The organism is Chromobacterium sp. Panama (assembly GCF_003052555.1).
GTDB lineage: Bacteria > Pseudomonadota > Gammaproteobacteria > Burkholderiales > Chromobacteriaceae > Chromobacterium.
This window is the reverse complement of the sequence record NZ_QARX01000001.1, coordinates 800,944-821,499: the sequence shown is the minus strand read 5'-3', so window position 1 is coordinate 821,499 and position 20,556 is coordinate 800,944. Positions and strand designations below refer to the sequence as shown.

The window sequence follows — 20,556 nt, the reverse complement described above, 5'->3', positions numbered from 1 at the left end:
AGCATGCTTGGCGGGGTTTTTTAGTGCCAAACCATAAAGAAAAAAACCCTTCTCCGTGCACCAGAGAAGGGCTCTTTGCTTTCGCGTTCCCGCGGAAACCGGCTTATTTCAGCTTGGTTTCTTTGTACAGAACGTGTTTGCGAGCAACGGGATCAAATTTTTTGATCTCCATTTTTTCCGGCATCGTACGCTTGTTCTTCGTAGTCGTGTAGAAGTGGCCGGTGCCAGCAGTGGACTCAAGCTTGATTTTATCGCGCATGTGTTATTACCTCAGTAGCTTTCTGGTTGACCGCAATCAGATCTCGCCGCGAGCGCGCAGATCAGCCAGCACTACATCGATGCCAACTTTGTCGATGGTACGCAGTGCCGCGTTGGATACGCGCAGACGCACCCAGCGGTTTTCGCTCTCAACCCAGAACTTGCGATATTGCAGGTTAGGCAGAAAACGACGTTTAGTCTTATTGTTGGCGTGGGAAACATTGTTCCCGGTCATCGGACGCTTGCCGGTGACTTTGCAAACACGCGCCATGTTGAACACTCCCAAAACCGGTAAAAGCTGGCTTTATATCATAGACAAAGCCAGACACTCAAGCAGAAAACGCACCCTTTTGCAGCATGGGCGCGATCGTGTATGAAACAGTCGGCGGCAATTGTACCGTATTCGCCACAGAGATGCGAGCACTTCTTTGCCAAGCGGCGAAACACGTCTGGCCGGCCGCGCTCGGGGACGGCGGCGCGACTTGCAACAACATGGTTCGAAGCGATTCAAATCGCAACGATTTCAGGGTAGAATCCCGGATTCCCATAGAGCCGTAATCTCATGACCAAGTACATCTTCGTAACCGGCGGTGTGGTGTCCTCCCTGGGTAAGGGCATTGCCGCTGCGTCCATCGCCGCCATCCTCGAGTCTCGCGGGCTGAAAGTCACCATGCTGAAGCTCGATCCCTACATCAACGTTGATCCGGGCACCATGAGCCCGTTCCAGCACGGCGAGGTGTTCGTCACCGAAGACGGCGCGGAAACCGACCTCGATCTGGGCCACTACGAGCGCTTCATCCACGCGAAGATGAAGAAAAGCAACAACTTCACCACCGGCCAGGTGTACGAGTCCGTGATCACCAAGGAGCGCCGCGGCGACTATCTGGGCGGCACCGTGCAAGTGATCCCGCACATCACCGACGAAATCAAGCTGAAGATGCATGAAGGCGCGGCCGACGCCGACGTCGCCATCGTCGAGATCGGCGGCACCGTGGGCGACATCGAATCGCTGCCCTTCCTGGAAGCCATCCGCCAGATGCGCTCCAACCTGGGCCGCAAGAACACCCTGTACGTGCACCTGTCCTACGTGCCCTACATCGCCACCGCCGGCGAGATCAAGACCAAGCCGACCCAGCACTCGGTGAAAGAACTGCGCGAGATCGGCATTCAGCCGGACGTGCTGCTGTGCCGGATGGACCGCGAACTGCCGGAAGACGAAAAGCGCAAGATCGCGCTGTTCTGCAATGTGGAAGAAAACGCCGTCATCGGCTGTTACGACTCCGACTCCATCTACAAAGTGCCGGCCATGCTCCACAACCAGGGCATCGACGACATCATCGCCGAGCAACTGCAACTGGACCTGCCCAAGGCGGATCTGTCGGTGTGGGGCCGCATCATCGACGCGATCGAGCACCCGGACCACAGCATCAACATCGCCATGGTCGGCAAATACGTCGATCTGACCGAGTCCTACAAGTCGCTGACCGAAGCGCTGAAGCACGCCGGCATCCATACCCGCACCAACGTCAACATCATCTACGTGGACTCCGAGGAAATCGAGCGCGACGGCGCCGACTCCCTGAAGGACATGGACGCCATCCTGGTGCCGGGCGGCTTCGGCAAGCGCGGCGTGGAAGGCAAGATCAAGGCGGTCAAGTTCGCTCGCGAGAACGACATCCCCTATATGGGCATCTGCCTGGGCATGCAAATCGCGCTGATCGAATACGCTCGCGACGTGGCCGGCATGGCCGGCGCCAACTCCACCGAATTCGACCTCGACACCAACTTCCCGGTGGTGGCCTTGATCGACGAGTGGGTCAACCACGACGGCAAGGTGGAAAAGCGCGACGAAAACTCCAATCTGGGCGGCACCATGCGCCTGGGCGGCCAGCAGTGCGATCTGGAGCCGGGCTCTCTGGCGGCGAAAATATACGGCGCCGGCGAGATCGTAGAGCGTCATCGCCACCGCTACGAAGTCAACAACTACTACATTCCGCGTCTGGAACAGGCCGGCCTGGCCATCAGCGGCCGCTCCGCCGGTCATGAGAAGCTGGTCGAAACCATAGAACTGGCCAATCACCGCTGGTTCTTCGCCTGCCAGTTCCACCCGGAATTCACCTCGACTCCGCGCGACGGCCATCCGCTGTTCATCTCCTACGTGAAAGCGGCGCTGCAATACCAAGCGGACAAGCAAGGACCCAAGGCATGAAACTGTGTGGATTCGAAGTCGGCCTCAACCAGCCGCTGTTCCTGATCGCAGGCCCCTGCGTGATCGAGAGCGAACAGATGGCGCTGGACACCGCCGGCCAGCTCAAGGAGATCACCGCCGAGCTGGGCATCAACTTCATCTACAAATCGAGCTACGACAAGGCCAACCGCTCCTCCGGTTCCTCCTTCCGCGGCTTCGGCATCGATGAAGGCCTGCGCATCCTCTCGGAAGTAAAACGCCAGATCGGCGTGCCGGTGTTGACCGACGTGCACAGCGAGAACGAAATCGTGCAAGTGGCCAGCGTGGTCGACGTGCTGCAAACGCCGGCTTTCCTGTGCCGCCAGACCGACTTCATCCGCGCCGTCGCCCAATGCGGCAAGCCGGTGAACATCAAGAAGGGCCAGTTCCTGGCCCCGGGCGACATGAAGAACGTCATCGACAAGGCCCGCGCCGCCGCGCAGGAAGCCAACCTCGAACCGGACAGCTTCATGGCCTGCGAACGCGGCGTCTCCTTCGGCTACAACAACCTTGTGTCCGACATGCGTTCGCTGATGATCATGCGCGACACCCAGTGCCCGGTGGTCTACGACGCCACTCACTCGGTGCAGCTGCCCGGCGGCCAAGGCACCTCCTCCGGCGGCCAGCGCGAATTCGTGCCGGTGCTGGCGCGCGCCGCGGTGGCTTCCGGCATCGCCGGCATCTTCATGGAAACCCATCCGAACCCGGCCTGCGCAATGTCAGACGGCCCCAACGCCTGGCCTTTGCCGCGCATGAAGGAACTGCTGACCACGCTCAAGGCGCTGGACGACTTGGTCAAGCACAATCCCTGGCCGGAACACACCCTGTAAACCGGCAGGCGCAGATCGCAACCGGCTCCGGCCGGTTGCTTGCCCTCCGCCCGAACACAACCAGCCTTTGAAGGAAATGTAAATGAGTTCGATCATCGATGTGGTAGCTCGTGAGATTCTGGATTCGCGCGGCAATCCGACCGTGGAAGCAGACGTATTGCTGGAGTCCGGCGTCATGGGCCGCGCCGCGGTGCCCAGCGGCGCCTCCACCGGCGAAAAAGAAGCGCTGGAACTGCGCGACGGCGATAAAAGCCGCTACCTGGGCAAGGGCGTGTTGAAGGCGGTGGAAAACATCAACACCGAAATCTGCGAAGCCATCATCGGCCTCGACGCCAGCGACCAGGCCTTCATCGACAAGACCCTGATCGAGCTGGACGGCACCGAAACCAAATCCCGCCTCGGCGCCAACGCGCTCTTGGCCGTGTCCATGGCCGTGGCCCGCGCCGCCGCCGAAGACGCCGGCCTGCCGCTGTACCGCTATCTGGGCGGCGCCGGCCCGATGGCCCTGCCGGTGCCAATGATGAACGTGATCAACGGCGGCGCGCACGCCAACAACACCCTGGACATCCAGGAGTTCATGATCATGCCGGTGGGCGCGCAAACCTTCCGCGAAGCGCTGCGCTGCGGCGCGGAAATCTTCCACAGCCTGAAGAAAATCTGCGACCAGAAAGGCTACGCCACCACCGTGGGCGACGAAGGCGGCTTCGCGCCCAATCTGAACAGCCACGAAGACGCGATCAAGCTGATTCTGGAAGCCATCGACGCCGCCGGCTATGTCGCCGGCCAGGACGTGATGCTGGCGCTGGACTGCGCCTCCTCCGAGTTCTACAAGGACGGCAAATACCATCTGACCGCCGAAGGCCTGCAGCTCACTTCCGAACAGTTCACCGACTACCTGGAAACCCTGGTCAACCACTACCCCATCCTCTCCATCGAGGACGGCATGAGCGAGCACGACTGGGACGGCTGGAAACTGCTGACCGAACGCCTGGGCGCCCGCGTGCAGATCGTCGGCGACGATCTGTTCGTCACCAACCCCAAGATCCTGGCCAAGGGCATCGAAGGCGGCCTCGCCAACTCGCTGCTGGTCAAGGTCAATCAGATCGGCACGCTGTCGGAAACGCTGAAAGCGGTTGATCTCGCCAAGCGTTCCCGCTATACCAGCGTTATGAGTCATCGCTCCGGCGAAACCGAAGACAGCACCATCGCGGATCTGGCCGTTGCCACCAACTGCATGCAGATCAAGACCGGCTCGCTGTCCCGCTCCGACCGCATGGCTAAATACAATCAGTTGCTGCGCATCGAAGAAGAGCTGGGCGACGCTGCCTACTATCCGGGCAAAGCTGCCTTTTACCACCTGAAGTAATCGTATGCGCTGGCTGACCCTGACTCTGGTGACAGTAATACTGGCCCTGCAATGGCCGTTGTGGTTTGGCAAAGGTAGCTGGCTCAGAGTCTGGCAGCTGGACAAGCAACTACAGGAACAGCGGGCGACCACCCAAAAGCTGGTGGCCCGCAACGCCGCGCTGGACGCGGAAGTGCGAGATTTGAAACAGGGGACGGACGCCATTGAGGAGAGAGCCCGCAATGAACTTGGCATGATTCGGAATGGTGAAGTATTTTTCCAATTGCTGGATCCGGTGAAGCCAACGCCTCGCTAAATATCCGCCCGGACCGCACTGTAGAGCTGAACAGACAACAAGAATGACGTCCGGTCTAAAAAAGTCCAAGGTTTGGGCAATGACAACACAAAACCCCATCGAAGTCGCACGAGAAACGCTCAAACAGCTGACGGTGCGCAAGCTGTTGCCGACACCGGAAAACTTTGAGCGGGTTTATCACGAGCTGACGCAAACGCCGGTCGACCGCGACAACAAGCTTGCGGTGCTGTTGCTGCGCGCATTAGAAACGCTGCCTCAAGAAAGCGTGCAGGCCAAAGTCACGCTCACCCGCCTGAAACAAGTCTGCGACGAAAACCGCTGGGAACAAGCCCCGCAACTGATCATAGACTTTTTGCGCGCCTCGCTCAGCGCCAGCCAACAGCAGCACAGCTGGGGCACGCTGATCCAGAACCTGATCCGCAATTGGGACCTGCGCTTGCCCAATATGCCTCAGCACCACAAGCAATCCACGCTGGAACGGGTGCTGATCAATTACGGCAACCAGCCCGACGAATTGAACCAGAAGCTGGCCACGCTGATCCAGAACTGGACCCAGTCCGCGCCGTCGTCCAACGGCAACGGCGCCGCCCTCCCCGATGCCTCCGCTCCCGCAAGCAGCCCCGACGACGACGCCGACGTCCCCAGCGACAGCTGGCTTGCCTGGCAGCGCACGCTGAGCTTCGCGCTCAAGCACGGCCTGGAACCGCGGCTGATCAACTATCCGGAATTGGTGGACGCGCTGGAAGCGCTGCTGGGCGAACTGAATCAAGTGGCCGACGACGCCGCGCTCAACGCCTACATGCCCAAGCTGCGGGCGTTCATGATCAAGCTGGAACTGCAATCGCAGCAGGACGACCGCCTGGTGTCGGCGATGACCAATCTGCTGCGCCTGCTGCTGGAAAACATCGCCGAGCTCAATCACTCGGACACCTATCTGGTGGGCCAGGTGCACTCGCTGCAGGACATCCTCAGCCACGAGCCGCTGTCCATGCAGCAGGTCTATCAGATGGAGTCCAGCCTCAAGGACGTGATCCGCAAGCAAGGCCAATTGAAAACCTCGCTGGACGAGGCGGCCAGCTCGCTGCGCTCCTTGCTGGACCGTTTCATCTCGCGTCTGGCGATGATGACGGACAGCACCGACGACTTCCAGAACAAGATCAAGGACCACAGCACCCGCATCAAACAGTCGCAGAACGTAGAGGAACTGGGCAGCATCATCGGCTCCCTGATGGAAGACACCTCGCTGATGCAACTGGACCTGACCCGCTCCCGCGACGAACTGCTGTCCGCCAAGGAACAGGTGGAAGCCGCCGAACAAAGAATCGCCGAACTGGAAGGCGCGCTGGAGGCCGCCAGCGCCAAGGTGCGCGAAGACCAGTTGACCGGAGCCTTCAACCGCCGCGGCCTGGCCGAACATTTCCAGCGCGAAATCAGTCGCGCCGAGCGCACCGGCGCGCCGCTGTCCGTCGCCCTGCTCGACGTGGACAACTTCAAGCAGCTGAACGATAAATACGGCCACCTGGCCGGCGACGACGCGCTGAAATACCTGGTGGACACCATCAAGCACAGCCTGCGTCCGGCCGACATCGTCGCCCGCTTCGGCGGCGAGGAGTTCGTGATCCTGATGCCGGACACGCCGGAAGACGAAGCCGTCGCCACCGTGCAGCGGCTGCAGCGCGAACTGACTAAAACCTTCTTCCTGGCCAACAACGACCGCCTGCTGATCACCTTCAGCGCCGGCGTGGCCAAATGGCATTTGGGCGAGCAAGAGGCCGACGTGCTGGAGCGCGCCGACCAGGCCATGTACCAAGCCAAGCTCAACGGCAAGAACCGCGTGCACTCGGCGGAGGAGCAGCCGCCGTCGCTGATGGCGCCGCAGCTATAAACCGCGTTTAGAACGTGTTTACGATCTCGCGAGCTAAGGTGAGACAAGGCGAAAACCGCTGAGAAAGCGGAGTGTACACACGGTACATGAGCATTTCGAAGTGATTTTCAACGCCGTATCGCCGACGCGTAGTAGATCGTAAACAGGTTCTTAGACATCCTCTCGGCGGCGGCTAGTGCCCGCCGCCTTTTTTCATCTGCTTCCCCGCCTCGGCGCGCTGCCGCCTCACCGTCTTGGGGTCCGCGATCAAGGGCCGGTAAATCTCCACCCTATCGTGCTCGCGCAACGGCGCGTCGTCCTTGACCGCCTTGCCGAAGACGCCCAGCTTCAGGTTCTCCGCCTCCAATTGCGGGAAGCGCGCCAGCAAGCCCGACAACTCCGCCGCCTGGCGCGCGGTCGTTCCCGCCGCCACCTGCAAGACCACCAGCTCCTGACGCTCGGGCAAGGCCAACACCACTTCCACCTGCATCAGCTCAGTCATCGCCGTACACCTTGTCGGCTTCCTTGATGAAGGCGTCCACCAGGGTGCCGGAAATATGGCCGAACACCGGCCCGATGATCATCTCCAAAATCTTGCTGGAAAACTGGTAGCTGAGGCGGAACTCCACTTTGCAGCCAATCTCGCCCAAGGGCTTGAAGTGCCAGCGCCCTTCCAAATGCTCGAACGGCCCGTCCACCAGTTCCATCAGGATGGCCTCGTCCGCTTGATTGGTGTTGCGGGTGGTGAAGTGCTGCTTCACCTTCAGGTAATCGATATGCAGGCTGGCCACCACCTGATCGCCCTCGCGCGACAACACCTCGGCCTTGCCGCACCAGGGCAGGAACCGGCTGTAATGCTCGATATCGTCCACCAGCGCAAACATCTGCGCCGGCGTATGCGCCACCAACACGCTTTTTTCAACCACCTGCATCCATTGCTCGCTTATCGTCACCGCTGTCCCGTCTTTGCCACGGGAATCGTCAGCATCGGTAAAAACCTCAAGTTTAACAAAATCCGGCGCGCCCCACCCCGCCTCCCGTCAAAGCGCTGTATTTTCATGGCTTTGGCAAGCCGCCGGCTTCTGGTACAATGGAGGATTCATTCCACAGATTACTCCGATAGCCGACATGAGCATCATCCAGAACCGCAAGGCCTTCCACGACTACTTCATCGAGGAAAAGCTCGAAGCCGGGCTCGTGCTGGAAGGTTGGGAAGTCAAGGCCATCCGCGCCGGCCGCGTCCAGTTGAAGGAAAGCTACGTGGACTGGAAAAACGGCGCTTTCTGGCTGATCGGCTGCCACATCACGCCGCTGCAATCCGCTTCCACCCACGTCAAGGCCGACCCGGTGCGCCCGCGCAAACTGCTGCTGTCGCAAGAGCAGATCAACCGCTTCATCGGCAAGGTGGAACGCGCCGGCTACACCATGATGGCGCTGGACCTGCACTACACCCGCGGCAACATCAAGGTCGAAGTGGGGCTGGCCAAGGGCAAGAAGCTGCACGACAAGCGCGACACCGAAAAAGACCGCGAATGGCAGCGCGAAAAACAGCGCTTCATGAAAAACCAGCGTGGAGCCGCCTGATGAACCGCAGCGCGGCCCTGCCCATCGTGCTCATTTGCCTGGGATCGGTCTGGTTCCTGAAAAGCACCTCCCTGCTGCCCAACACCGCCACCTTGCTCTCTCTGTTGCTGGCCGCCGCGGGCGTTTTGCTCTTCGTCGTGGACGGCTTCAACAAATCCACCCTGGTCACCAGCCCGCTGCTGATCTACGCCGGCGGCGCCATCTACCTCTACGACGCGGTAGGCCTGCGCCCCAGCCATCTGCTGTCCTTCGGCATGATCCTCGCCGGACTGCTGATGCTGCTGGCCCGCAGCGAACACGTGCCGGAGCGCAGCCGCAGATTCCGGCTGCCGTCTCGGGACGGCGAACAATGAAAGCAGGCCCGCGCCGCCGTGCGCCCAGCCGCCTGCGACACTATCTCAATCATCACGGCCGCACGGCCCACAACATTTCCTGAAGGATAGGCATGGACAAAGTCCTCATTCTCGATTTCGGCTCTCAGGTCACCCAACTGATTGCCCGCCGCGTACGCGAAGCTCACGTTTACTGTGAGCTTCATTCGTTTGACATGCCGCTGGAAGAAATCCGCGCCTTCGCGCCCAAAGCCATCATCCTCTCCGGCGGCCCCAACTCGGTGTACGAATCCGACTACCAGGCCGATCCGGCGCTGTTCGAACTCGGCGTTCCGGTGCTGGGCATCTGCTACGGCATGCAGTTCATGGCCCAGACCTTCGGCGGCAAAGTGGAAGCCGGCGACAAGCGCGAGTTCGGCTACGCCCAGATCAAGGCCCGCCATCACTCCAAACTGCTGGAAGGCCTGCAAGACCAGGTGGACGACGCCGGCAACGGCTTCCTCGACGTCTGGATGAGCCATGGCGACAAGGTCACCGGCCTGCCGCCGGGCTTCAACGTCATCGCCGAAACCCCGTCCTGCCCGATCGCGGCCATGGCCGACGAGAGCCGCGGCCTCTACGGCGTGCAGTTCCATCCGGAAGTGACCCACACCAAGCGCGGCACGGAAATGATCCATCGCTTCGTGCTGCACGTGGCCGGCTGCAAACCCAGCTGGACCATGCCCAACTACATCGACGAAGCGGTGAAGAAGATCCGCGAGCAAGTGGGCGACGAAGAAGTCATCCTCGGTCTGTCCGGCGGCGTGGACTCCTCGGTGGCCGCCGCGCTGATCCACCGCGCCATCGGCCCGCAACTGACCTGCGTCTTCGTCGATCACGGCCTGCTGCGCCTGAACGAAGGCAAGATGGTGATGGAAATGTTCGCGCAGAACCTGGGCGTGAAAGTGGTTCACGTGCAGGCAGAAGCCGACTTCATGAGCAAGCTCGCCGGCGAGAGCGACCCGGAGAAGAAGCGCAAGATCATCGGCGCGGAATTCATCGAGGTGTTCGACCGCGAATCCGGCAAGCTCAGCAACGCCAAATGGCTGGCCCAGGGCACCATCTACCCGGACGTGATCGAATCCGCCGGCGCCAAGACCAAGAAGGCCCACACCATCAAGAGCCACCACAATGTGGGCGGCCTGCCGGAAGACATGAACCTCAAGCTGCTGGAGCCGCTGCGCGAGCTGTTCAAGGACGAAGTGCGCCAATTGGGCGTCGCGCTCGGTCTGCCGCACGACATGGTCTACCGCCACCCCTTCCCGGGCCCGGGCCTGGGCGTGCGCATCCTGGGCGAAGTGAAGAAAGAGTACGCCGATCTGCTGCGCCAGGCCGACGCCATCTTCATCGAAGAACTGCGCAACACCGTGGACGAGAAGAGCGGCAAGAACTGGTACGAACTGACCAGCCAGGCCTTCGCCGTGTTCCTGCCGGTGAAATCGGTGGGCGTGATGGGCGACGGCCGCACTTACGACTACGTCGTCGCGCTGCGCGCCGTGGTCACCAGCGACTTCATGACCGCTCACTGGGCGGAGCTGCCGTACAGCCTGCTGGGCCGCGCGTCCAACCGCATCATCAACGAGGTCAAGGGCATCAACCGCGTGGTGTACGACGTGTCCGGCAAGCCGCCGGCCACCATCGAGTGGGAATAAGCGCCCTCCTCTCAACCCCGGCAAACGCCGGGGTTTTTTCTTGTCCGCGCCCGGCGCAATTTATGCCGTTAAAATGCAATTGACTATCGCAACATTTCCCGACACGCGCTAAACTGGCGGCATGTTTGCCATACCGCCATATTCGCATTGCCTTAAGCAGATTCCAGCCCTGCGTCCAGCCCTTGCCGGCGCGCATTGAATCCGACTCCAGCCCCTCCTTCGCGCCACCGTCACCCAAACCGTCATGAACGCCATCGCCACGCCCGCCGCCGCACTTTCACGCTCCGACTACCGCACCCTGGGACTGGCCGCGCTGGGCGGCGCGCTCGAAATCTACGACTTCATCGTCTTCGCCTTCTTCGCCGCCACGCTCAGCCAATTGTTCTTCCCGCCGCAGATGCCGGAATGGCTGCGCCTGCTGCAAACCTTCGGCATCTTCGCCACCGGCTACCTGGCTCGCCCGCTGGGCGGCATCCTGATGGCCCACTTCGCCGATCGCCTGGGCCGCAAGCGCATGTTCAGCCTCAGCATGCTGATGATGGCCGGCCCCTGTCTGCTGATCGGCCTGCTGCCCACTTACGCCCAGATCGGCTATCTGGCGCCGCTGCTGCTGCTGTGCCTGCGGCTGCTGCAAGGCGCGGCGGTGGGCGGCGAGGTACCCAGCGCCTGGACCTTTGTCGCCGAACACGCGCCGGCGCGCCATCGCGGCTACGCGCTGGGCCTGTTGCAAGCCGGCCTGACCATGGGCTATCTGCTGGGCGCGCTGACCGCCACCCTGCTGGCCGAAGTCTTCAGCCCTCAGCAAATGCAGGACTACGCCTGGCGGATTCCGTTCCTGCTCGGCGGCCCGCTCGGCCTGTTCGGCGTCTGGCTGCGCCGCTGGCTGAATGAAACGCCGGTATTCCTGTCCCTGCGCTCTCAGCGACAGGAGCGCGCCTACCCGCTGCTGGAAGTGCTGCGCGCGCACCGGAGCACCCTGCTGCCGGCGGCGCTGCTGACCTGCGTGCTGACTTCGGCCGTGGTGATTCCGGTGGTGGTCACCCCCACCTTGCTGCAGCAGCACTTCGCCTGGCCGGCCAAGGACGCCTTCGCCCTGGGCAGCCTCGGCATCGTCTTCCTCAACATAGGCTGCGTGATCGCCGGCCGCGTCACCGACCGCGTCGGCCCGTTGCGCAGCCTGATCCTCTACAGCCTGTTGTTGCCCGTGGGCGTGGGCCTGCTCTACGCCAGCCTGATCGGCGGCTGGCGCTGGCCCGGCCTCGCCTACGCCGTCGCCGGTCTGTGCTGCGGCATCGTCGGCGTGGTGCCCTCGGCGATGATCAGTCTGTTTCCCGCCGACATCCGCGTCTCCGGCATCGCCGTCACCTACAACATCGCTTATTCGCTGTGGGCCAGCGCCGCGCCGCTGCTGCTGATCGCCGCCACGCCCTGGAGCCCCTGGATCTCGGCCCTGTTCAGCCTGGCCATGGGCGGCGTGGGCTTGTACGCGGCCAGCCGTTTCCGCGCGCCACGGCTTCCGCAGTGGGAAAACGTCGCCTACGGCCGGATTTGACGCAAGCGAAAGCGGTCAAATCCAGTGTTTGACGTCATTGGCCCAGCCTGATAGGTTCATGGTAGCCAGCTTGATTGCTGCACCGCGAGAGTCGTGCCTTCGCGGAATTCCCATTCATTTTCACCAGGAGATCTTTATGTCCAATGCCGCTGCAATCGCCAAGGAAAAAGAACAATTACTGGATGACGTGCGCCAGGTTCTGGTCAGCACCGAAGAGCTGATCGACGCCTCGCTGGACGACGGCAGCCAGAAAAGCAAGGAAATCCGCCAGCGCGTCAACGAAAAGCTGAAGCTCGCCAAGGCCAAGTTGCTGGACGCCGAGCAAGTGGTGGTCGGCAAGGCCAAGGTCGCCGCCAAAGCGACCGATCAATACGTGCATGAAAACCCGTGGAAATCCATCGGCATCGCCGCCGGCGTCGCCTTCCTGCTGGGCATGCTGGTTTCCCGCCGCTAAGGCATGCCGCAACGCCAATCTCCGCCCCGCCCCGGCAGCCTGCGCTCCTTCGCCGGCGGGGTGGCTTCCTTGCTGCTGACCCGGGCGGAACTGCTGTCGCTTGAAGCTCAGGAACTGAAAGACGACATCATCGGCAGCCTGTTCACCGGCATGCTGGCGCTGATTCTGATCGCCGTGGGCCTGATGGCGGGCCTGCTGCTGGTCTGGACGCTGACTCCGCCGACTCTGCGCGCCTGGGCGCTTGCCGCCTGCGCGCTGCTGTTCTGCGGCGCGGGCGCCTGGCTGGCCTTCCGTCTGCGTCGACGGCTGCGCGAGCAAGGACCGGCCTTCGCCACCACATTGGAAGAAGTGCGCAAGGACTGGGCGGCCTTGGGCGGCGGAGACGCGCCGTGAACCCGAGAGACCGCGCCATCAAGAAACAATTGCTGGTGATGAAGGGCGAAGCGCTCAGGGTCAAGCTGCGCCTGGAGCTGGACACCCTGCGCCGCCATCCTCTCGGCGCCGCTGGAGAAGGCCTGAAAGCCTGGGGCCGGCACCGCGGGCTCGGCAAGATTCTGGCCGTGCTCGGCAGCCTGCTGCCGCCGGGCGGAAGGTTGCAATCCTGGCTGGGCACCGGCGCGCGGCTTTGGGCGCTGTGGCAGCTGGGACGCCGCTGGCTGCGCCGCTGATCAAGCCTGGACGTTCACGCCCCCGCCGGCTTCCGCCTCAAGGTGGACCTGGACGTCCATCTCCCCGTTCTCCGACACTTCCCCGGTCGCCAACATCTTCTCGATGCCGGCCATGTCCTTGTCCATCTCCTTCATCATTTTCCTGAGCTCTTGATCGGCCTGCAGTTGACGCGTCTGCTGCTTGAGCCAGTTTTGCAGCTGCTTCAACTTCATCATGATGTCCTGGATCACCCGGTCGCCCGCCACCGGATTGCCCCCGCCGGCGCGCTGCGTTGCGCCGTCGTCGCGCGCGGCCGCTCCCGCGCTTTTGTCGCCATTGGCCGCGGCCGCGTCGCCACGCGCGCCGGCGGCCGACACATCGCCTTCCCCATCCTTTGTCTGCCGCGTTTCGTCCTCGGCGGTTTGCGCCTTGGCTTCAATCTGCGCCTGGGCGGCGGCGCCGGAAACGTCTCCGCCGCCGCCGGTCGACTCCGGCGCAGCCTCGCGCGAAGCCGCCGCGCTTGCCGCCGCCGCCGCGTCGCCGCCTACGCTGATCGGCATCATCGAATCGGCGGCGTTCTGCGTCATGCTGGCCACCAGCTGCTTGAGCTCCTTGACCGCGCGCGCCAGCTCCGCCGCCAGCGCTTTCAGGCTGGCCTTGTCCCGGCCCGCCATCTGCGCCATCTGCAGCAACATATCCACCTTCTTTTTCAGCATCTCCTTCTGCATGCCGTCCACTTCGGGCGAACGCTTGGGCAAGGGCCGCAAGGTCACCTTCAATTGCTGCATGAACTTGCCCAAGCTTTGCTGCAAGGAGGATTGCAACTGCTGACGCGCTTGTTGCGCCGGACCAGCCTGCAAGGAAGCCGTTGGAGCGGCGGTCTGGGCCGTTGCGGACTCGGCGGACGCAGCTGAAGCCGCTGGCGCGGCGCGACCGGCCGGCGGCTTGGATTGGGACAGCGCATAGGAGACGGAATAGGGCTTTATCACGGGCATATAAGAAAAAACCTATGGTTATGACATTCTATCGGCCGTGCAGGGGATTTCTTTACGCTAAAATCGACATCATGCAAGACAAACCCGTCCCACCCGCTGAAACCATGGCGAGCCGCGCTCAGCTGGCCTCGCCCCCCTTGCCGCCCGCGGCCATCGCCTGGCTCGCCGAAATCGGCATTGTAGACGCCGACGCCCTGAGGCAACGCGGCCCGGTCCTGGCTTTTTTGCAATTGAAAAGCCGCGGACGCACCGCCACCCGAAAGCTGTTGTTCGCGCTGGAGGCCGCCTGCCGCGGCATTCATTGGAACCAACTCGGCGCCGAAGCCAAAGACGCCTTGCTGCGGCAATTGGCCGCGCATCCGCCCGTGGCCGCCCCGCCGCCCGAGGCCGAGATCGCCCGTCATCTGGCGCTGGCCCTGGAGCTGGCCGCCCAGGCCGGTTCGGAGGGAGAGATTCCGGTGGGCGCCGTCGTCGTCCGGCAAGGCGAAGTGATAGGACGCGGCTACAATCAACCTATAGGCCGACGCGACCCCAGCGCCCACGCCGAGATCATGGCCCTGCGCGACGCCGCCGGCCTGCTGGGCAATTACCGCCTGGACGGCTGCGATCTGTACGTGACGCTGGAACCCTGTCTGATGTGCAGCGGCGCCATCATGCACGCCCGCATCGCCCGCGTGATTTACGGCGCGCCCGACGCCAAGACCGGGGCCGCCGGCAGCGTGCTGGACGTTTTCGCCGACAGCCGCCTCAATCACCACGCCGCGGTGTTCGGCCAGCAACAGGCGGACGCCTGCGCGCAACCGTTGACGGCGTTTTTCCAAACCCGTCGGAAAGGCTGATGCCATGCTGCGACTGATGCTCGCCCTGTCCTTGAGCGCGTCCGCCTTCGCCGGCGACGCGGAAGACGACGCGCTGGCGATGGACCCATTGGCGGCGGCGGCTTTCGCGGTTCAGCAGCAGGCCGCCGCGCCCTTGCTGGACACCTCTCCCAATCCGCGCCATTACGGCGCACCCTGGATTCTGGTCGGCGTGCGCAGCCAGACCCTGCGCCGTTACGACGGCTGGGGGCTGTTGCAACGCGAATATCAGGTGTCCACCGCGCGCAAGGGCGTGGGAGAAGTCAGCGGCAGCTACCAGACCCCGCGCGGCTGGCACCGGGTCTGCGAGCGCATCGGCGCCGGCGTGGAAGCCAACACCATTATTTTCCGCCGTAAAGTGACGCCCTGGAAGTACACGCCGGAACTGCACATCCAGTACCCGAACAAGGACTGGATCCTCACCCGCATTCTGTGGCTGTGCGGCGAAGAGCCGGGAAAGAACCAAGGCGGCGAAGTAGACAGTTATAATCGAGCCATTTACATCCACGGTGCCGGGGACCACGTGCCCTGGGGCACCCCCACCTCCCTCGGCTGCGTCCGCATGAAGAACCCGGACGTAATCGAACTATTCGACGCCACCGACAACGGCATTGATGTCCTGATTGATGAGAACGCCTGATGCACTCCGCGCTGACCCTGACCACGCCCGCCCTGCTGTTTCCCGCCATTTCCCTGCTGTTGCTGGCCTATACCAACCGTTTTCTCGGCCTGGCCGGCATCATTCGCAATCTGTACGAGGAATACCGCGATAGCCAGGATCCCAAGATCCTCCGCCAGATCGGCAATCTGCGCACCCGCATCACCTTGATCAAATGGATGCAATGCCTGGGCATCGCCAGCCTGTTTCTATGCACGGTGGCGATGTTTCAGGTTTATACCGGCTGGCAGGCTTGGGGGGAGCTGACTTTCGGCATCAGCCTGCTGTGCATGATCTGCTCGCTGGCGGTGTCGCTGATCGAACTGCTGCGTTCGTCCGACGCGCTCAACATCCTGCTGTCCGATCTGCAAGCGGAATACGACAAGCGGCGCTGAAAGCCGGCCCGCCGCCGGCTACGCGCGGCGGGCGGTGCTGGATTGCTTGCGCCGGCAGATGGCGCGGAATCGGTCTTAAAACCTGTTCTAAGACGCCGGGCGCCGCGCCACCAGCAGGCTCAGCGGCATGCTGACCCGGCACACCTGATCGCCATCGCCCCAGGCGCGGGCGATGCGGCTGGAGGCATCGTCCAGCACATGCTCGCCCAGGGTCTGTTTGCACAGCTTGCTGGCGGACAGCGTGTTGAGAAAGCCCAGATATTGCTCCAGCGTCCAATCGCAATCAATCGCCAGATCCGGCGTTTCCAGCACAGGCAGCGGGCAACCCGCCGTGCTGTAGCCGTCCCACAGTATCTGGCAGCGGCTGGACCAGAACGGTTCGATGATGGACGTCAAAATCGCCGCGGCGCGATCCACTTCGGGGGACACCCTGCATAGATGATAACCCCAGGCGGCGAACACGCCGCCCGGCTTGAGCACCCGTCCCACCTCCGGCCAGAACGACGGGAAATGAAACCAATGCAAAGCCTGCGACACCGTGATCAGATCGAAGGCGGCGTCGTCGAACGGCGTGACCTCGGCCGGACACTCGCGGTAATACACCTGATTATGCGCCTCGGCCTGACCCAGCTGCGCGGAGCTGATGTCCGTGGCGTCCACGCGCGCGAAACTGTCCCCCAACCTCACCGCGGTCTGACCGTTGCCGGTGGCGCAATCCCAGGCTCGCCCATATTCGGCGCACTGCGGCAATAGCCACTGATACAAGGCCTCCGGATACGCCGGACGAAACCGGGCGTATAAATCCGAATACAGGCTGAAAGTAGCAACGGAATTGGATAGCATGTTCGCTCTCTACAATTGCTGTAGCTTTCCATTAGATGACAGCCTAGACCGTCATGTCCATTCGTCATAACAGACGTTCACAATATATTTCAGCCCAGACGCATTCTCAAGCCGCCCGCAATGCGGGCGGACTTCTGTCCATCGTGCCTGGCCACAAAAATGCTTATATCATAATCTATCGGCAATCGCCAGCCGTCGCGACGGCGTCCGGCTCCGGATTGGCAAAGCGAGGCCAGGAGAATCAAATAGGCGGGACGGGGGAAAACCGGCAAGAGGCGCGCCGGAAACGCAAAAAAGCCCGCATGGCGGGCTGATTGCTGTTCTAAAAGCGGGATTGTGGTGCCGGTAAGAGGAGTCGAACCCCCGACCTTCGCATTACGAATGCGCTGCTCTACCAACTGAGCTATACCGGCACATCACTCCGCCCTGAAGCAGAGCGCGTAATAATAAACAGTTTCCTGCGATTTGAAAAGGGGCGTCGGCCATTTCCAAATAACCGGCTTGATTCTTTAAGCCCCCAATGCAAAAACCCTGAATTCAAATACTTGAATTCAGGGTTTTGAATCTGGTCGGAGTGAGAGGATTCGAACCTCCGGCCTCTACGTCCCGAACGTAGCGCTCTACCAGGCTAAGCTACACTCCGTTTTACTGCCTTCAGCGCCAAGCGCCGAGGAGCAGAAATTTACTACATCCGATGCTTTCTGACAAGCTTTTTCTAATTGACTGGTCGGAGTGAGAGGATTCGAACCTCCGGCCTCTACGTCCCGAACGTAGCGCTCTACCAGGCTAAGCTACACTCCGACGACCATCTTCAAGCTTGTCCGAAAACCACCCCGCTGCTGTCTTGGCTGCGGTACAATCTGTGGCATCAGAGGACGCGCATTATGGAACAAATATGTGGTTTAGGCAACTATCTTTTTACCGTTTGAATCAAGACGACGCCCCTAACAACGAACAGCTTTCCGCCGCGCTGGAAAAGCGTCCATTCCAGCATTGCATGGGACTGGACTGGTTCAGCGAGGGCTGGGTGCCCGCCGCCGGCCACCTGGAGGCGCCGGTCTACGCCGTGCGCGGCTGCCAGATGGTGTCTTTGCGCCGCGAGGACAAAGTGCTGCCCTCCTCGGTGATCCGCGACTTCGTCGATTTGAAAGTCGCCGAGATAGAAGACAAGGAGTTGCGCAAGGTGGGCCGCAAGGAAAAGCTGGCCCTGAAAGAGCAGATCACCGACGACCTGCTCCCGCGCGCCTTCGTGCGCAGCAGCCGGATGAGCGCCTATCTGGACACCCGCCGCGGCTGGCTGATGGTGGACTCGGCAGCCGCCAGCAAGGCGGAGGCGCTGGTCTCCAAGCTGCGCGAAGCGCTGCCGCCCTTCCCCGCCGCGCTGCCGCGCACCAAGATCGCCCCGCACACCGCGATGACGGACTGGCTGGCGGCAGGCGAGGCGCCGGCCGGCTTTGAGCTGGACTCCGATTGCGAGCTCAAGGACAGCGGCGAAAACGGCGCGGTGGTGCGTTGCGCACGCATCGACCTGACCGCGGACGAGATCCGCCAGCACATCGCCACCGGCAAGCAAGTGACCCGGGTTGGCCTGATCTGGCAGGAAAAGATCCGCTTCCAACTGACCGATATGCTGCAGCTGAAGCGGCTGCAGTTCCTGGACCTGCTGCAGGACGAAGCCAGCCAGGCCGGCGATGACCGCGAAAGCCTGTTCGAAGCCACCTTCACCTTGATGAGCGAAGAACTGGGCGAACTGGTGGACGCGCTGGTCGCCGCGCTGGGCGGCCTGGAAGAAGCGACCAGCCCGGCGGCTGTCGCCCCGTCGCAGGACAAGCAGCCCGCCGTCGTCGACGAAAACTCGGCGGAAGTGCCCTGGGACTAAGAGAGGGTTCGATGCTCGCATGCAGCGTGCGCCGCCCAACTCTTTGACCGCAAGGCCTTGTCTCGCTCTGACGAGCGAGACTTGGACCGACTCGCCGAGCCTTCCCGCCCCCGCAAGCGCTTCACGCTTGCGGGGGCGGCTCTTCATCGCTCCGTTCGCAAGCCTCATAGCAATCAGCTAAGCAGCAAGCAAAAACAATCAATTTAACAAATACAAAGCCTTGAGCGATACTCCGCATACCTTAGCAAGAGAGATCGCAATGAAAGCATTCGACAGGCAAGCGCTCTGGCTGGAAGTATGGGCCGGCTTCGCCTGGCTGCAATAGCGCGGCCAACAAAGCCCTGATACCGCCTTACGGCCCCCTGACGGAGCGAAGGATTCCGCCTTTCCCCTCCGCTCCGGCCCCCGGCTTCGACGCCCCCGTTTCAAGCCTTCCGCCACAGCGGCCGCTCCTACGCGAGCGTTTATTTTGACATTCAAACAAGAATGATTATCATTCAAATATAGGAGCGTCAAATGACCATGTATCGACAACAGCTGAGAAGGTTGAAACGGCAGCCATTGAGCGACAGGCAGAGCAAGCGCAACTGGCGGCGCATCATGGGCGTCCTCATCTTCATTGCCGGCTGTGCCATCCTGCTTGGCGGATTGAGTTAAAACCGGAGTAGGCCGTCCCTTTGCAAGACGAGCCGCCGCATCGCCAAATTGTTTCCAACGAGTAAACAATAAAGCCAATAAACTGCGGTTTATCAGAGAATCGCCGTGGCTTAAGCTGAAGCCATCACTTGAATGAAAGCTTCAGCCATGACTACTCGCCTACCTGCGCTGTTCATCTCGCACGGCGCCCCCACCCTGGTGCTGGAAGACAGCCCAAGCCGCCATTTCATCGCCCAGCTGGGAACGGAGTTGCCGCGCCCGCGCGCCATCGTCATCGTTTCCGCGCACTGGGAAACCCGCGGCCTGGTGGTCAACCACAAGCCAAATCCGGAAACCCTCCACGACTTCTACGGCTTTCCCGAGGCCCTGTACCAGTTGAATTACCCGGCCCGCACCGATGCGCAGCTCTGCGCGCGCCTGCACGAATTGTTCGCCGCCGCCGGACTGCCGGCGCAGAGCACCGAACAACGCGGACTGGATCACGGCGCCTGGACGCCGCTGATGCTGATGTACCCGCAGGCGGACATCCCCATCGTCAATCTGTCGCTGCCGCATCAGGCGCCGGCCGCTGAACTGATGCGCATCGGCGAGGCGCTGCGCCCGCTGCGCGACGAAGGCGTCCTGATCATCGCCTCCGGCAGCTACACCCACAATCTGCGCGCGCTGGCCCCGGAAGGCTCTGCGCCGGCGCCGTGGGCGCTGGCCTTCCGCGATTGGCTGGACCTGCAGTTGCTGAACGATGCCCGGGACACGCTGGCCGACTGGCTGCAGCAAGCGCCCTATCCGCGCCACAACCATCCCAGCGACGAACACATCGCCCCGCTGTGGGTGGCGCTGGGCGCCGGCACCCCGGGCGCGCCCACGCTCAAGCTGCACGACGACTGGCGCATGGGCAATCTGTCCATGGCCAGCTGGCGCTTTGACTAGCCGCCCGCCGCCGGCGGCGCCTTGTCGTCGTCTTCCTCGTCTTCGTCGTCCCAGCCCAAGGGCTTGACCCCGGGCGGCAGATCCGGCGGCGGCTCGCGCCGGGACAGCCGGATCAGGATGCCCAGCGCCGTCGCCGCCGGCGCGGCGGCGATGAGAATCCAGAACAGGGTGGAATGCATCAAATCCATGTCCGCTCCCATGCAAAACGCCCCGGCCTGAGCCGGGGCGCGATGGCTTGTCCGCC

At 62.3% G+C, this 20,556-nt stretch carries 25 protein-coding genes and 3 tRNA genes; 18 read left to right on the top strand and 10 right to left on the bottom strand.

All coding sequences use genetic code 11. The annotated features are described in order from the left end of the window. Positions 1 to 103: 103 nt before the first annotated feature. Together rpmG and rpmB are read right to left on the bottom strand one after the other, a co-directional pair. Positions 104 to 259 carry a 50S ribosomal protein L33 gene (gene rpmG / locus DB032_RS03915; protein ID WP_017506994.1) on the bottom strand — a complete coding sequence of 52 codons (156 nt, stop codon included), beginning with the start codon at positions 257 to 259 and terminating at the stop codon, positions 104 to 106. A gap of 36 nt (positions 260 to 295) precedes the next feature. Beyond that, the gene (rpmB, locus tag DB032_RS03910) at positions 296 to 529 is read right to left on the bottom strand and encodes a 50S ribosomal protein L28 (protein ID WP_011137003.1); all 234 of its coding nucleotides are present in this window, start codon (positions 527 to 529) and stop codon (positions 296 to 298) included. Between the two features lie 291 nt (positions 530 to 820). On the opposite strand from rpmB, the gene DB032_RS03905 reads away from it, so the two are divergent. The 5 genes from DB032_RS03905 to DB032_RS03885 all read left to right on the top strand — a co-directional run bounded on the left by DB032_RS03905 (position 821) and on the right by DB032_RS03885 (position 6,861). Continuing rightward, the gene (locus tag DB032_RS03905; RefSeq protein ID WP_107798328.1) at positions 821 to 2,467 is read left to right on the top strand and encodes a CTP synthase; all 1,647 of its coding nucleotides are present in this window, start codon (positions 821 to 823) and stop codon (positions 2,465 to 2,467) included. Continuing rightward, positions 2,464 to 3,315: a 3-deoxy-8-phosphooctulonate synthase gene (gene kdsA / locus DB032_RS03900; RefSeq protein ID WP_107798327.1), complete on the top strand. Its 852-nt coding sequence runs from the start codon at positions 2,464 to 2,466 to the stop codon at positions 3,313 to 3,315. The genes DB032_RS03905 and kdsA overlap by 4 nt, the downstream gene beginning before the upstream one ends. A gap of 82 nt (positions 3,316 to 3,397) precedes the next feature. After that, complete coding sequence (gene eno / locus DB032_RS03895) at positions 3,398 to 4,681, top strand: phosphopyruvate hydratase (RefSeq protein ID WP_107798326.1); 1,284 nt, start codon at positions 3,398 to 3,400, stop codon at positions 4,679 to 4,681. A 4-nt stretch (positions 4,682 to 4,685) separates the two neighbouring features. Continuing rightward, positions 4,686 to 4,976 (top strand): cell division protein FtsB, encoded by a 291-nt coding sequence (ftsB, locus tag DB032_RS03890; protein WP_019103546.1) that lies wholly within the window; start codon positions 4,686 to 4,688, stop codon positions 4,974 to 4,976. Between the two features lie 79 nt (positions 4,977 to 5,055). Next, entirely contained in the window at positions 5,056 to 6,861 is a 1,806-nt protein-coding gene (locus DB032_RS03885; RefSeq protein WP_107798325.1) for a GGDEF domain-containing protein, read from the top strand. A gap of 172 nt (positions 6,862 to 7,033) precedes the next feature. On the opposite strand, the gene DB032_RS03880 is transcribed toward DB032_RS03885, so the two are convergent. Both DB032_RS03880 and DB032_RS03875 read right to left on the bottom strand, forming a co-directional pair. Then, positions 7,034 to 7,342, bottom strand: coding sequence for an RnfH family protein (locus DB032_RS03880; protein WP_107798324.1), 309 nt, complete (start codon positions 7,340 to 7,342; stop codon positions 7,034 to 7,036). Then, positions 7,335 to 7,772: a type II toxin-antitoxin system RatA family toxin gene (locus DB032_RS03875; RefSeq protein WP_107798323.1), complete on the bottom strand. Its 438-nt coding sequence runs from the start codon at positions 7,770 to 7,772 to the stop codon at positions 7,335 to 7,337. Before DB032_RS03875 ends, DB032_RS03880 begins: the two co-directional genes overlap by 8 nt. 196 nt (positions 7,773 to 7,968) lie before the next feature. Here DB032_RS03875 and smpB point away from each other — a divergent pair, with 196 nt between their 5' ends. The 7 genes from smpB to DB032_RS03840 all read left to right on the top strand — a co-directional run bounded on the left by smpB (position 7,969) and on the right by DB032_RS03840 (position 13,121). Next, the gene (smpB, locus tag DB032_RS03870; protein WP_081546054.1) at positions 7,969 to 8,424 is read left to right on the top strand and encodes an SsrA-binding protein SmpB; all 456 of its coding nucleotides are present in this window, start codon (positions 7,969 to 7,971) and stop codon (positions 8,422 to 8,424) included. Further along, positions 8,424 to 8,777 carry a hypothetical protein gene (locus tag DB032_RS03865; protein ID WP_107798322.1) on the top strand — a complete coding sequence of 118 codons (354 nt, stop codon included), beginning with the start codon at positions 8,424 to 8,426 and terminating at the stop codon, positions 8,775 to 8,777. Before smpB ends, DB032_RS03865 begins: the two co-directional genes overlap by 1 nt. Before the next feature lie 86 nt (positions 8,778 to 8,863). Continuing rightward, complete coding sequence (guaA, locus tag DB032_RS03860) at positions 8,864 to 10,447, top strand: glutamine-hydrolyzing GMP synthase (RefSeq protein ID WP_107798321.1); 1,584 nt, start codon at positions 8,864 to 8,866, stop codon at positions 10,445 to 10,447. A 244-nt stretch (positions 10,448 to 10,691) separates the two neighbouring features. After that, positions 10,692 to 11,999 carry an MFS transporter gene (locus DB032_RS03855; RefSeq protein ID WP_107798320.1) on the top strand — a complete coding sequence of 436 codons (1,308 nt, stop codon included), beginning with the start codon at positions 10,692 to 10,694 and terminating at the stop codon, positions 11,997 to 11,999. A 136-nt stretch (positions 12,000 to 12,135) separates the two neighbouring features. Next, positions 12,136 to 12,453, top strand: a complete 318-nt coding sequence (locus DB032_RS03850; RefSeq protein WP_048415023.1) for a YqjD family protein — start codon at positions 12,136 to 12,138, stop codon at positions 12,451 to 12,453. A 3-nt stretch (positions 12,454 to 12,456) separates the two neighbouring features. Next, a complete protein-coding gene (locus DB032_RS03845; RefSeq protein ID WP_107798319.1) occupies positions 12,457 to 12,846 on the top strand; it encodes a phage holin family protein in 390 nt (129 codons plus the stop codon). Continuing rightward, positions 12,843 to 13,121, top strand: a complete 279-nt coding sequence (locus DB032_RS03840) for a hypothetical protein (protein WP_107798318.1) — start codon at positions 12,843 to 12,845, stop codon at positions 13,119 to 13,121. Before DB032_RS03845 ends, DB032_RS03840 begins: the two co-directional genes overlap by 4 nt. Here the strand turns inward: DB032_RS03840 and DB032_RS03835 are convergent, their stop codons facing one another. After that, complete coding sequence (locus tag DB032_RS03835) at positions 13,122 to 13,913, bottom strand: hypothetical protein (protein WP_107798317.1); 792 nt, start codon at positions 13,911 to 13,913, stop codon at positions 13,122 to 13,124. It abuts the gene before it with no gap. A 287-nt stretch (positions 13,914 to 14,200) separates the two neighbouring features. Here DB032_RS03835 and tadA point away from each other — a divergent pair, with 287 nt between their 5' ends. From tadA to DB032_RS03820, 3 genes are read left to right on the top strand one after another with little or no spacing between them, the layout of a single operon-like run. After that, complete coding sequence (gene tadA / locus DB032_RS03830; RefSeq protein WP_107798316.1) at positions 14,201 to 14,935, top strand: tRNA adenosine(34) deaminase TadA; 735 nt, start codon at positions 14,201 to 14,203, stop codon at positions 14,933 to 14,935. 4 nt (positions 14,936 to 14,939) lie between these two features. Next, positions 14,940 to 15,593 (top strand): L,D-transpeptidase, encoded by a 654-nt coding sequence (locus tag DB032_RS03825; protein WP_199225806.1) that lies wholly within the window; start codon positions 14,940 to 14,942, stop codon positions 15,591 to 15,593. Then, the gene (locus tag DB032_RS03820) at positions 15,593 to 16,006 is read left to right on the top strand and encodes a DUF2721 domain-containing protein (protein WP_019104308.1); all 414 of its coding nucleotides are present in this window, start codon (positions 15,593 to 15,595) and stop codon (positions 16,004 to 16,006) included. The genes DB032_RS03825 and DB032_RS03820 overlap by 1 nt, the downstream gene beginning before the upstream one ends. A gap of 87 nt (positions 16,007 to 16,093) precedes the next feature. Here the strand turns inward: DB032_RS03820 and DB032_RS03815 are convergent, their stop codons facing one another. The 4 genes from DB032_RS03815 to DB032_RS03800 all read right to left on the bottom strand — a co-directional run bounded on the left by DB032_RS03815 (position 16,094) and on the right by DB032_RS03800 (position 17,650). After that, positions 16,094 to 16,849 (bottom strand): class I SAM-dependent methyltransferase, encoded by a 756-nt coding sequence (locus DB032_RS03815; RefSeq protein ID WP_107798315.1) that lies wholly within the window; start codon positions 16,847 to 16,849, stop codon positions 16,094 to 16,096. A gap of 337 nt (positions 16,850 to 17,186) precedes the next feature. Next, positions 17,187 to 17,262: transfer RNA gene (locus DB032_RS03810), tRNA-Thr, on the bottom strand. Between the two features lie 153 nt (positions 17,263 to 17,415). Beyond that, positions 17,416 to 17,492 (bottom strand) — tRNA-Pro (locus tag DB032_RS03805). Positions 17,493 to 17,573: 81 nt separating this feature from the next. Then, positions 17,574 to 17,650 (bottom strand) — tRNA-Pro (locus DB032_RS03800). Positions 17,651 to 17,744: 94 nt separating this feature from the next. Between DB032_RS03800 and DB032_RS03795 the strand changes: the two genes are divergently transcribed. The 3 genes from DB032_RS03795 (at position 17,745) to DB032_RS03790 (ending at position 20,312) form a co-directional block, all read left to right on the top strand. Beyond that, positions 17,745 to 18,728, top strand: coding sequence for a recombination-associated protein RdgC (locus DB032_RS03795; RefSeq protein WP_107798314.1), 984 nt, complete (start codon positions 17,745 to 17,747; stop codon positions 18,726 to 18,728). Between the two features lie 516 nt (positions 18,729 to 19,244). Next, entirely contained in the window at positions 19,245 to 19,385 is a 141-nt protein-coding gene (locus DB032_RS24055; protein WP_158274229.1) for a hypothetical protein, read from the top strand. A gap of 147 nt (positions 19,386 to 19,532) precedes the next feature. Next, complete coding sequence (locus tag DB032_RS03790; protein WP_107798313.1) at positions 19,533 to 20,312, top strand: class III extradiol ring-cleavage dioxygenase; 780 nt, start codon at positions 19,533 to 19,535, stop codon at positions 20,310 to 20,312. Here the strand turns inward: DB032_RS03790 and DB032_RS03785 are convergent. Continuing rightward, on the bottom strand, positions 20,309 to 20,500 hold the full coding sequence (locus DB032_RS03785) for a hypothetical protein (protein ID WP_107798312.1): 192 nt from the start codon (positions 20,498 to 20,500) through the stop codon (positions 20,309 to 20,311). The two genes, DB032_RS03790 and DB032_RS03785, sit on opposite strands and share 4 nt — an antisense overlap. Positions 20,501 to 20,556 lie beyond the last annotated feature (56 nt).

What these genes read in the sequence shown, in the direction of transcription:
- DB032_RS03815 (WP_107798315.1), bottom strand. Translation starts at nt 16,849, where the DNA reads ATGCTATCCAATTCCGTTGCTACTTTCAGCCTGTATTCGGATTTATAC.
- ftsB (WP_019103546.1), top strand. Translation starts at nt 4,686, where the DNA reads ATGCGCTGGCTGACCCTGACTCTGGTGACAGTAATACTGGCCCTGCAA.
- DB032_RS03785 (WP_107798312.1), bottom strand. Translation starts at nt 20,500, where the DNA reads ATGGATTTGATGCATTCCACCCTGTTCTGGATTCTCATCGCCGCCGCG.
- smpB (WP_081546054.1), top strand. Translation starts at nt 7,969, where the DNA reads ATGAGCATCATCCAGAACCGCAAGGCCTTCCACGACTACTTCATCGAG.
- rpmG (WP_017506994.1), bottom strand. Translation starts at nt 259, where the DNA reads ATGCGCGATAAAATCAAGCTTGAGTCCACTGCTGGCACCGGCCACTTC.
- DB032_RS03845 (WP_107798319.1), top strand. Translation starts at nt 12,457, where the DNA reads ATGCCGCAACGCCAATCTCCGCCCCGCCCCGGCAGCCTGCGCTCCTTC.
- DB032_RS03880 (WP_107798324.1), bottom strand. Translation starts at nt 7,342, where the DNA reads ATGACTGAGCTGATGCAGGTGGAAGTGGTGTTGGCCTTGCCCGAGCGT.
- tadA (WP_107798316.1), top strand. Translation starts at nt 14,201, where the DNA reads ATGGCGAGCCGCGCTCAGCTGGCCTCGCCCCCCTTGCCGCCCGCGGCC.
- DB032_RS03885 (WP_107798325.1), top strand. Translation starts at nt 5,056, where the DNA reads ATGACAACACAAAACCCCATCGAAGTCGCACGAGAAACGCTCAAACAG.
- DB032_RS03825 (WP_199225806.1), top strand. Translation starts at nt 14,940, where the DNA reads ATGCTGCGACTGATGCTCGCCCTGTCCTTGAGCGCGTCCGCCTTCGCC.
- DB032_RS03790 (WP_107798313.1), top strand. Translation starts at nt 19,533, where the DNA reads ATGACTACTCGCCTACCTGCGCTGTTCATCTCGCACGGCGCCCCCACC.
- DB032_RS03905 (WP_107798328.1), top strand. Translation starts at nt 821, where the DNA reads ATGACCAAGTACATCTTCGTAACCGGCGGTGTGGTGTCCTCCCTGGGT.
- DB032_RS03795 (WP_107798314.1), top strand. Translation starts at nt 17,745, where the DNA reads ATGTGGTTTAGGCAACTATCTTTTTACCGTTTGAATCAAGACGACGCC.
- DB032_RS03865 (WP_107798322.1), top strand. Translation starts at nt 8,424, where the DNA reads ATGAACCGCAGCGCGGCCCTGCCCATCGTGCTCATTTGCCTGGGATCG.
- DB032_RS03875 (WP_107798323.1), bottom strand. Translation starts at nt 7,772, where the DNA reads ATGCAGGTGGTTGAAAAAAGCGTGTTGGTGGCGCATACGCCGGCGCAG.
- eno (WP_107798326.1), top strand. Translation starts at nt 3,398, where the DNA reads ATGAGTTCGATCATCGATGTGGTAGCTCGTGAGATTCTGGATTCGCGC.
- DB032_RS03820 (WP_019104308.1), top strand. Translation starts at nt 15,593, where the DNA reads ATGCACTCCGCGCTGACCCTGACCACGCCCGCCCTGCTGTTTCCCGCC.
- DB032_RS03850 (WP_048415023.1), top strand. Translation starts at nt 12,136, where the DNA reads ATGTCCAATGCCGCTGCAATCGCCAAGGAAAAAGAACAATTACTGGAT.
- kdsA (WP_107798327.1), top strand. Translation starts at nt 2,464, where the DNA reads ATGAAACTGTGTGGATTCGAAGTCGGCCTCAACCAGCCGCTGTTCCTG.
- DB032_RS03855 (WP_107798320.1), top strand. Translation starts at nt 10,692, where the DNA reads ATGAACGCCATCGCCACGCCCGCCGCCGCACTTTCACGCTCCGACTAC.
- rpmB (WP_011137003.1), bottom strand. Translation starts at nt 529, where the DNA reads ATGGCGCGTGTTTGCAAAGTCACCGGCAAGCGTCCGATGACCGGGAAC.
- DB032_RS24055 (WP_158274229.1), top strand. Translation starts at nt 19,245, where the DNA reads ATGACCATGTATCGACAACAGCTGAGAAGGTTGAAACGGCAGCCATTG.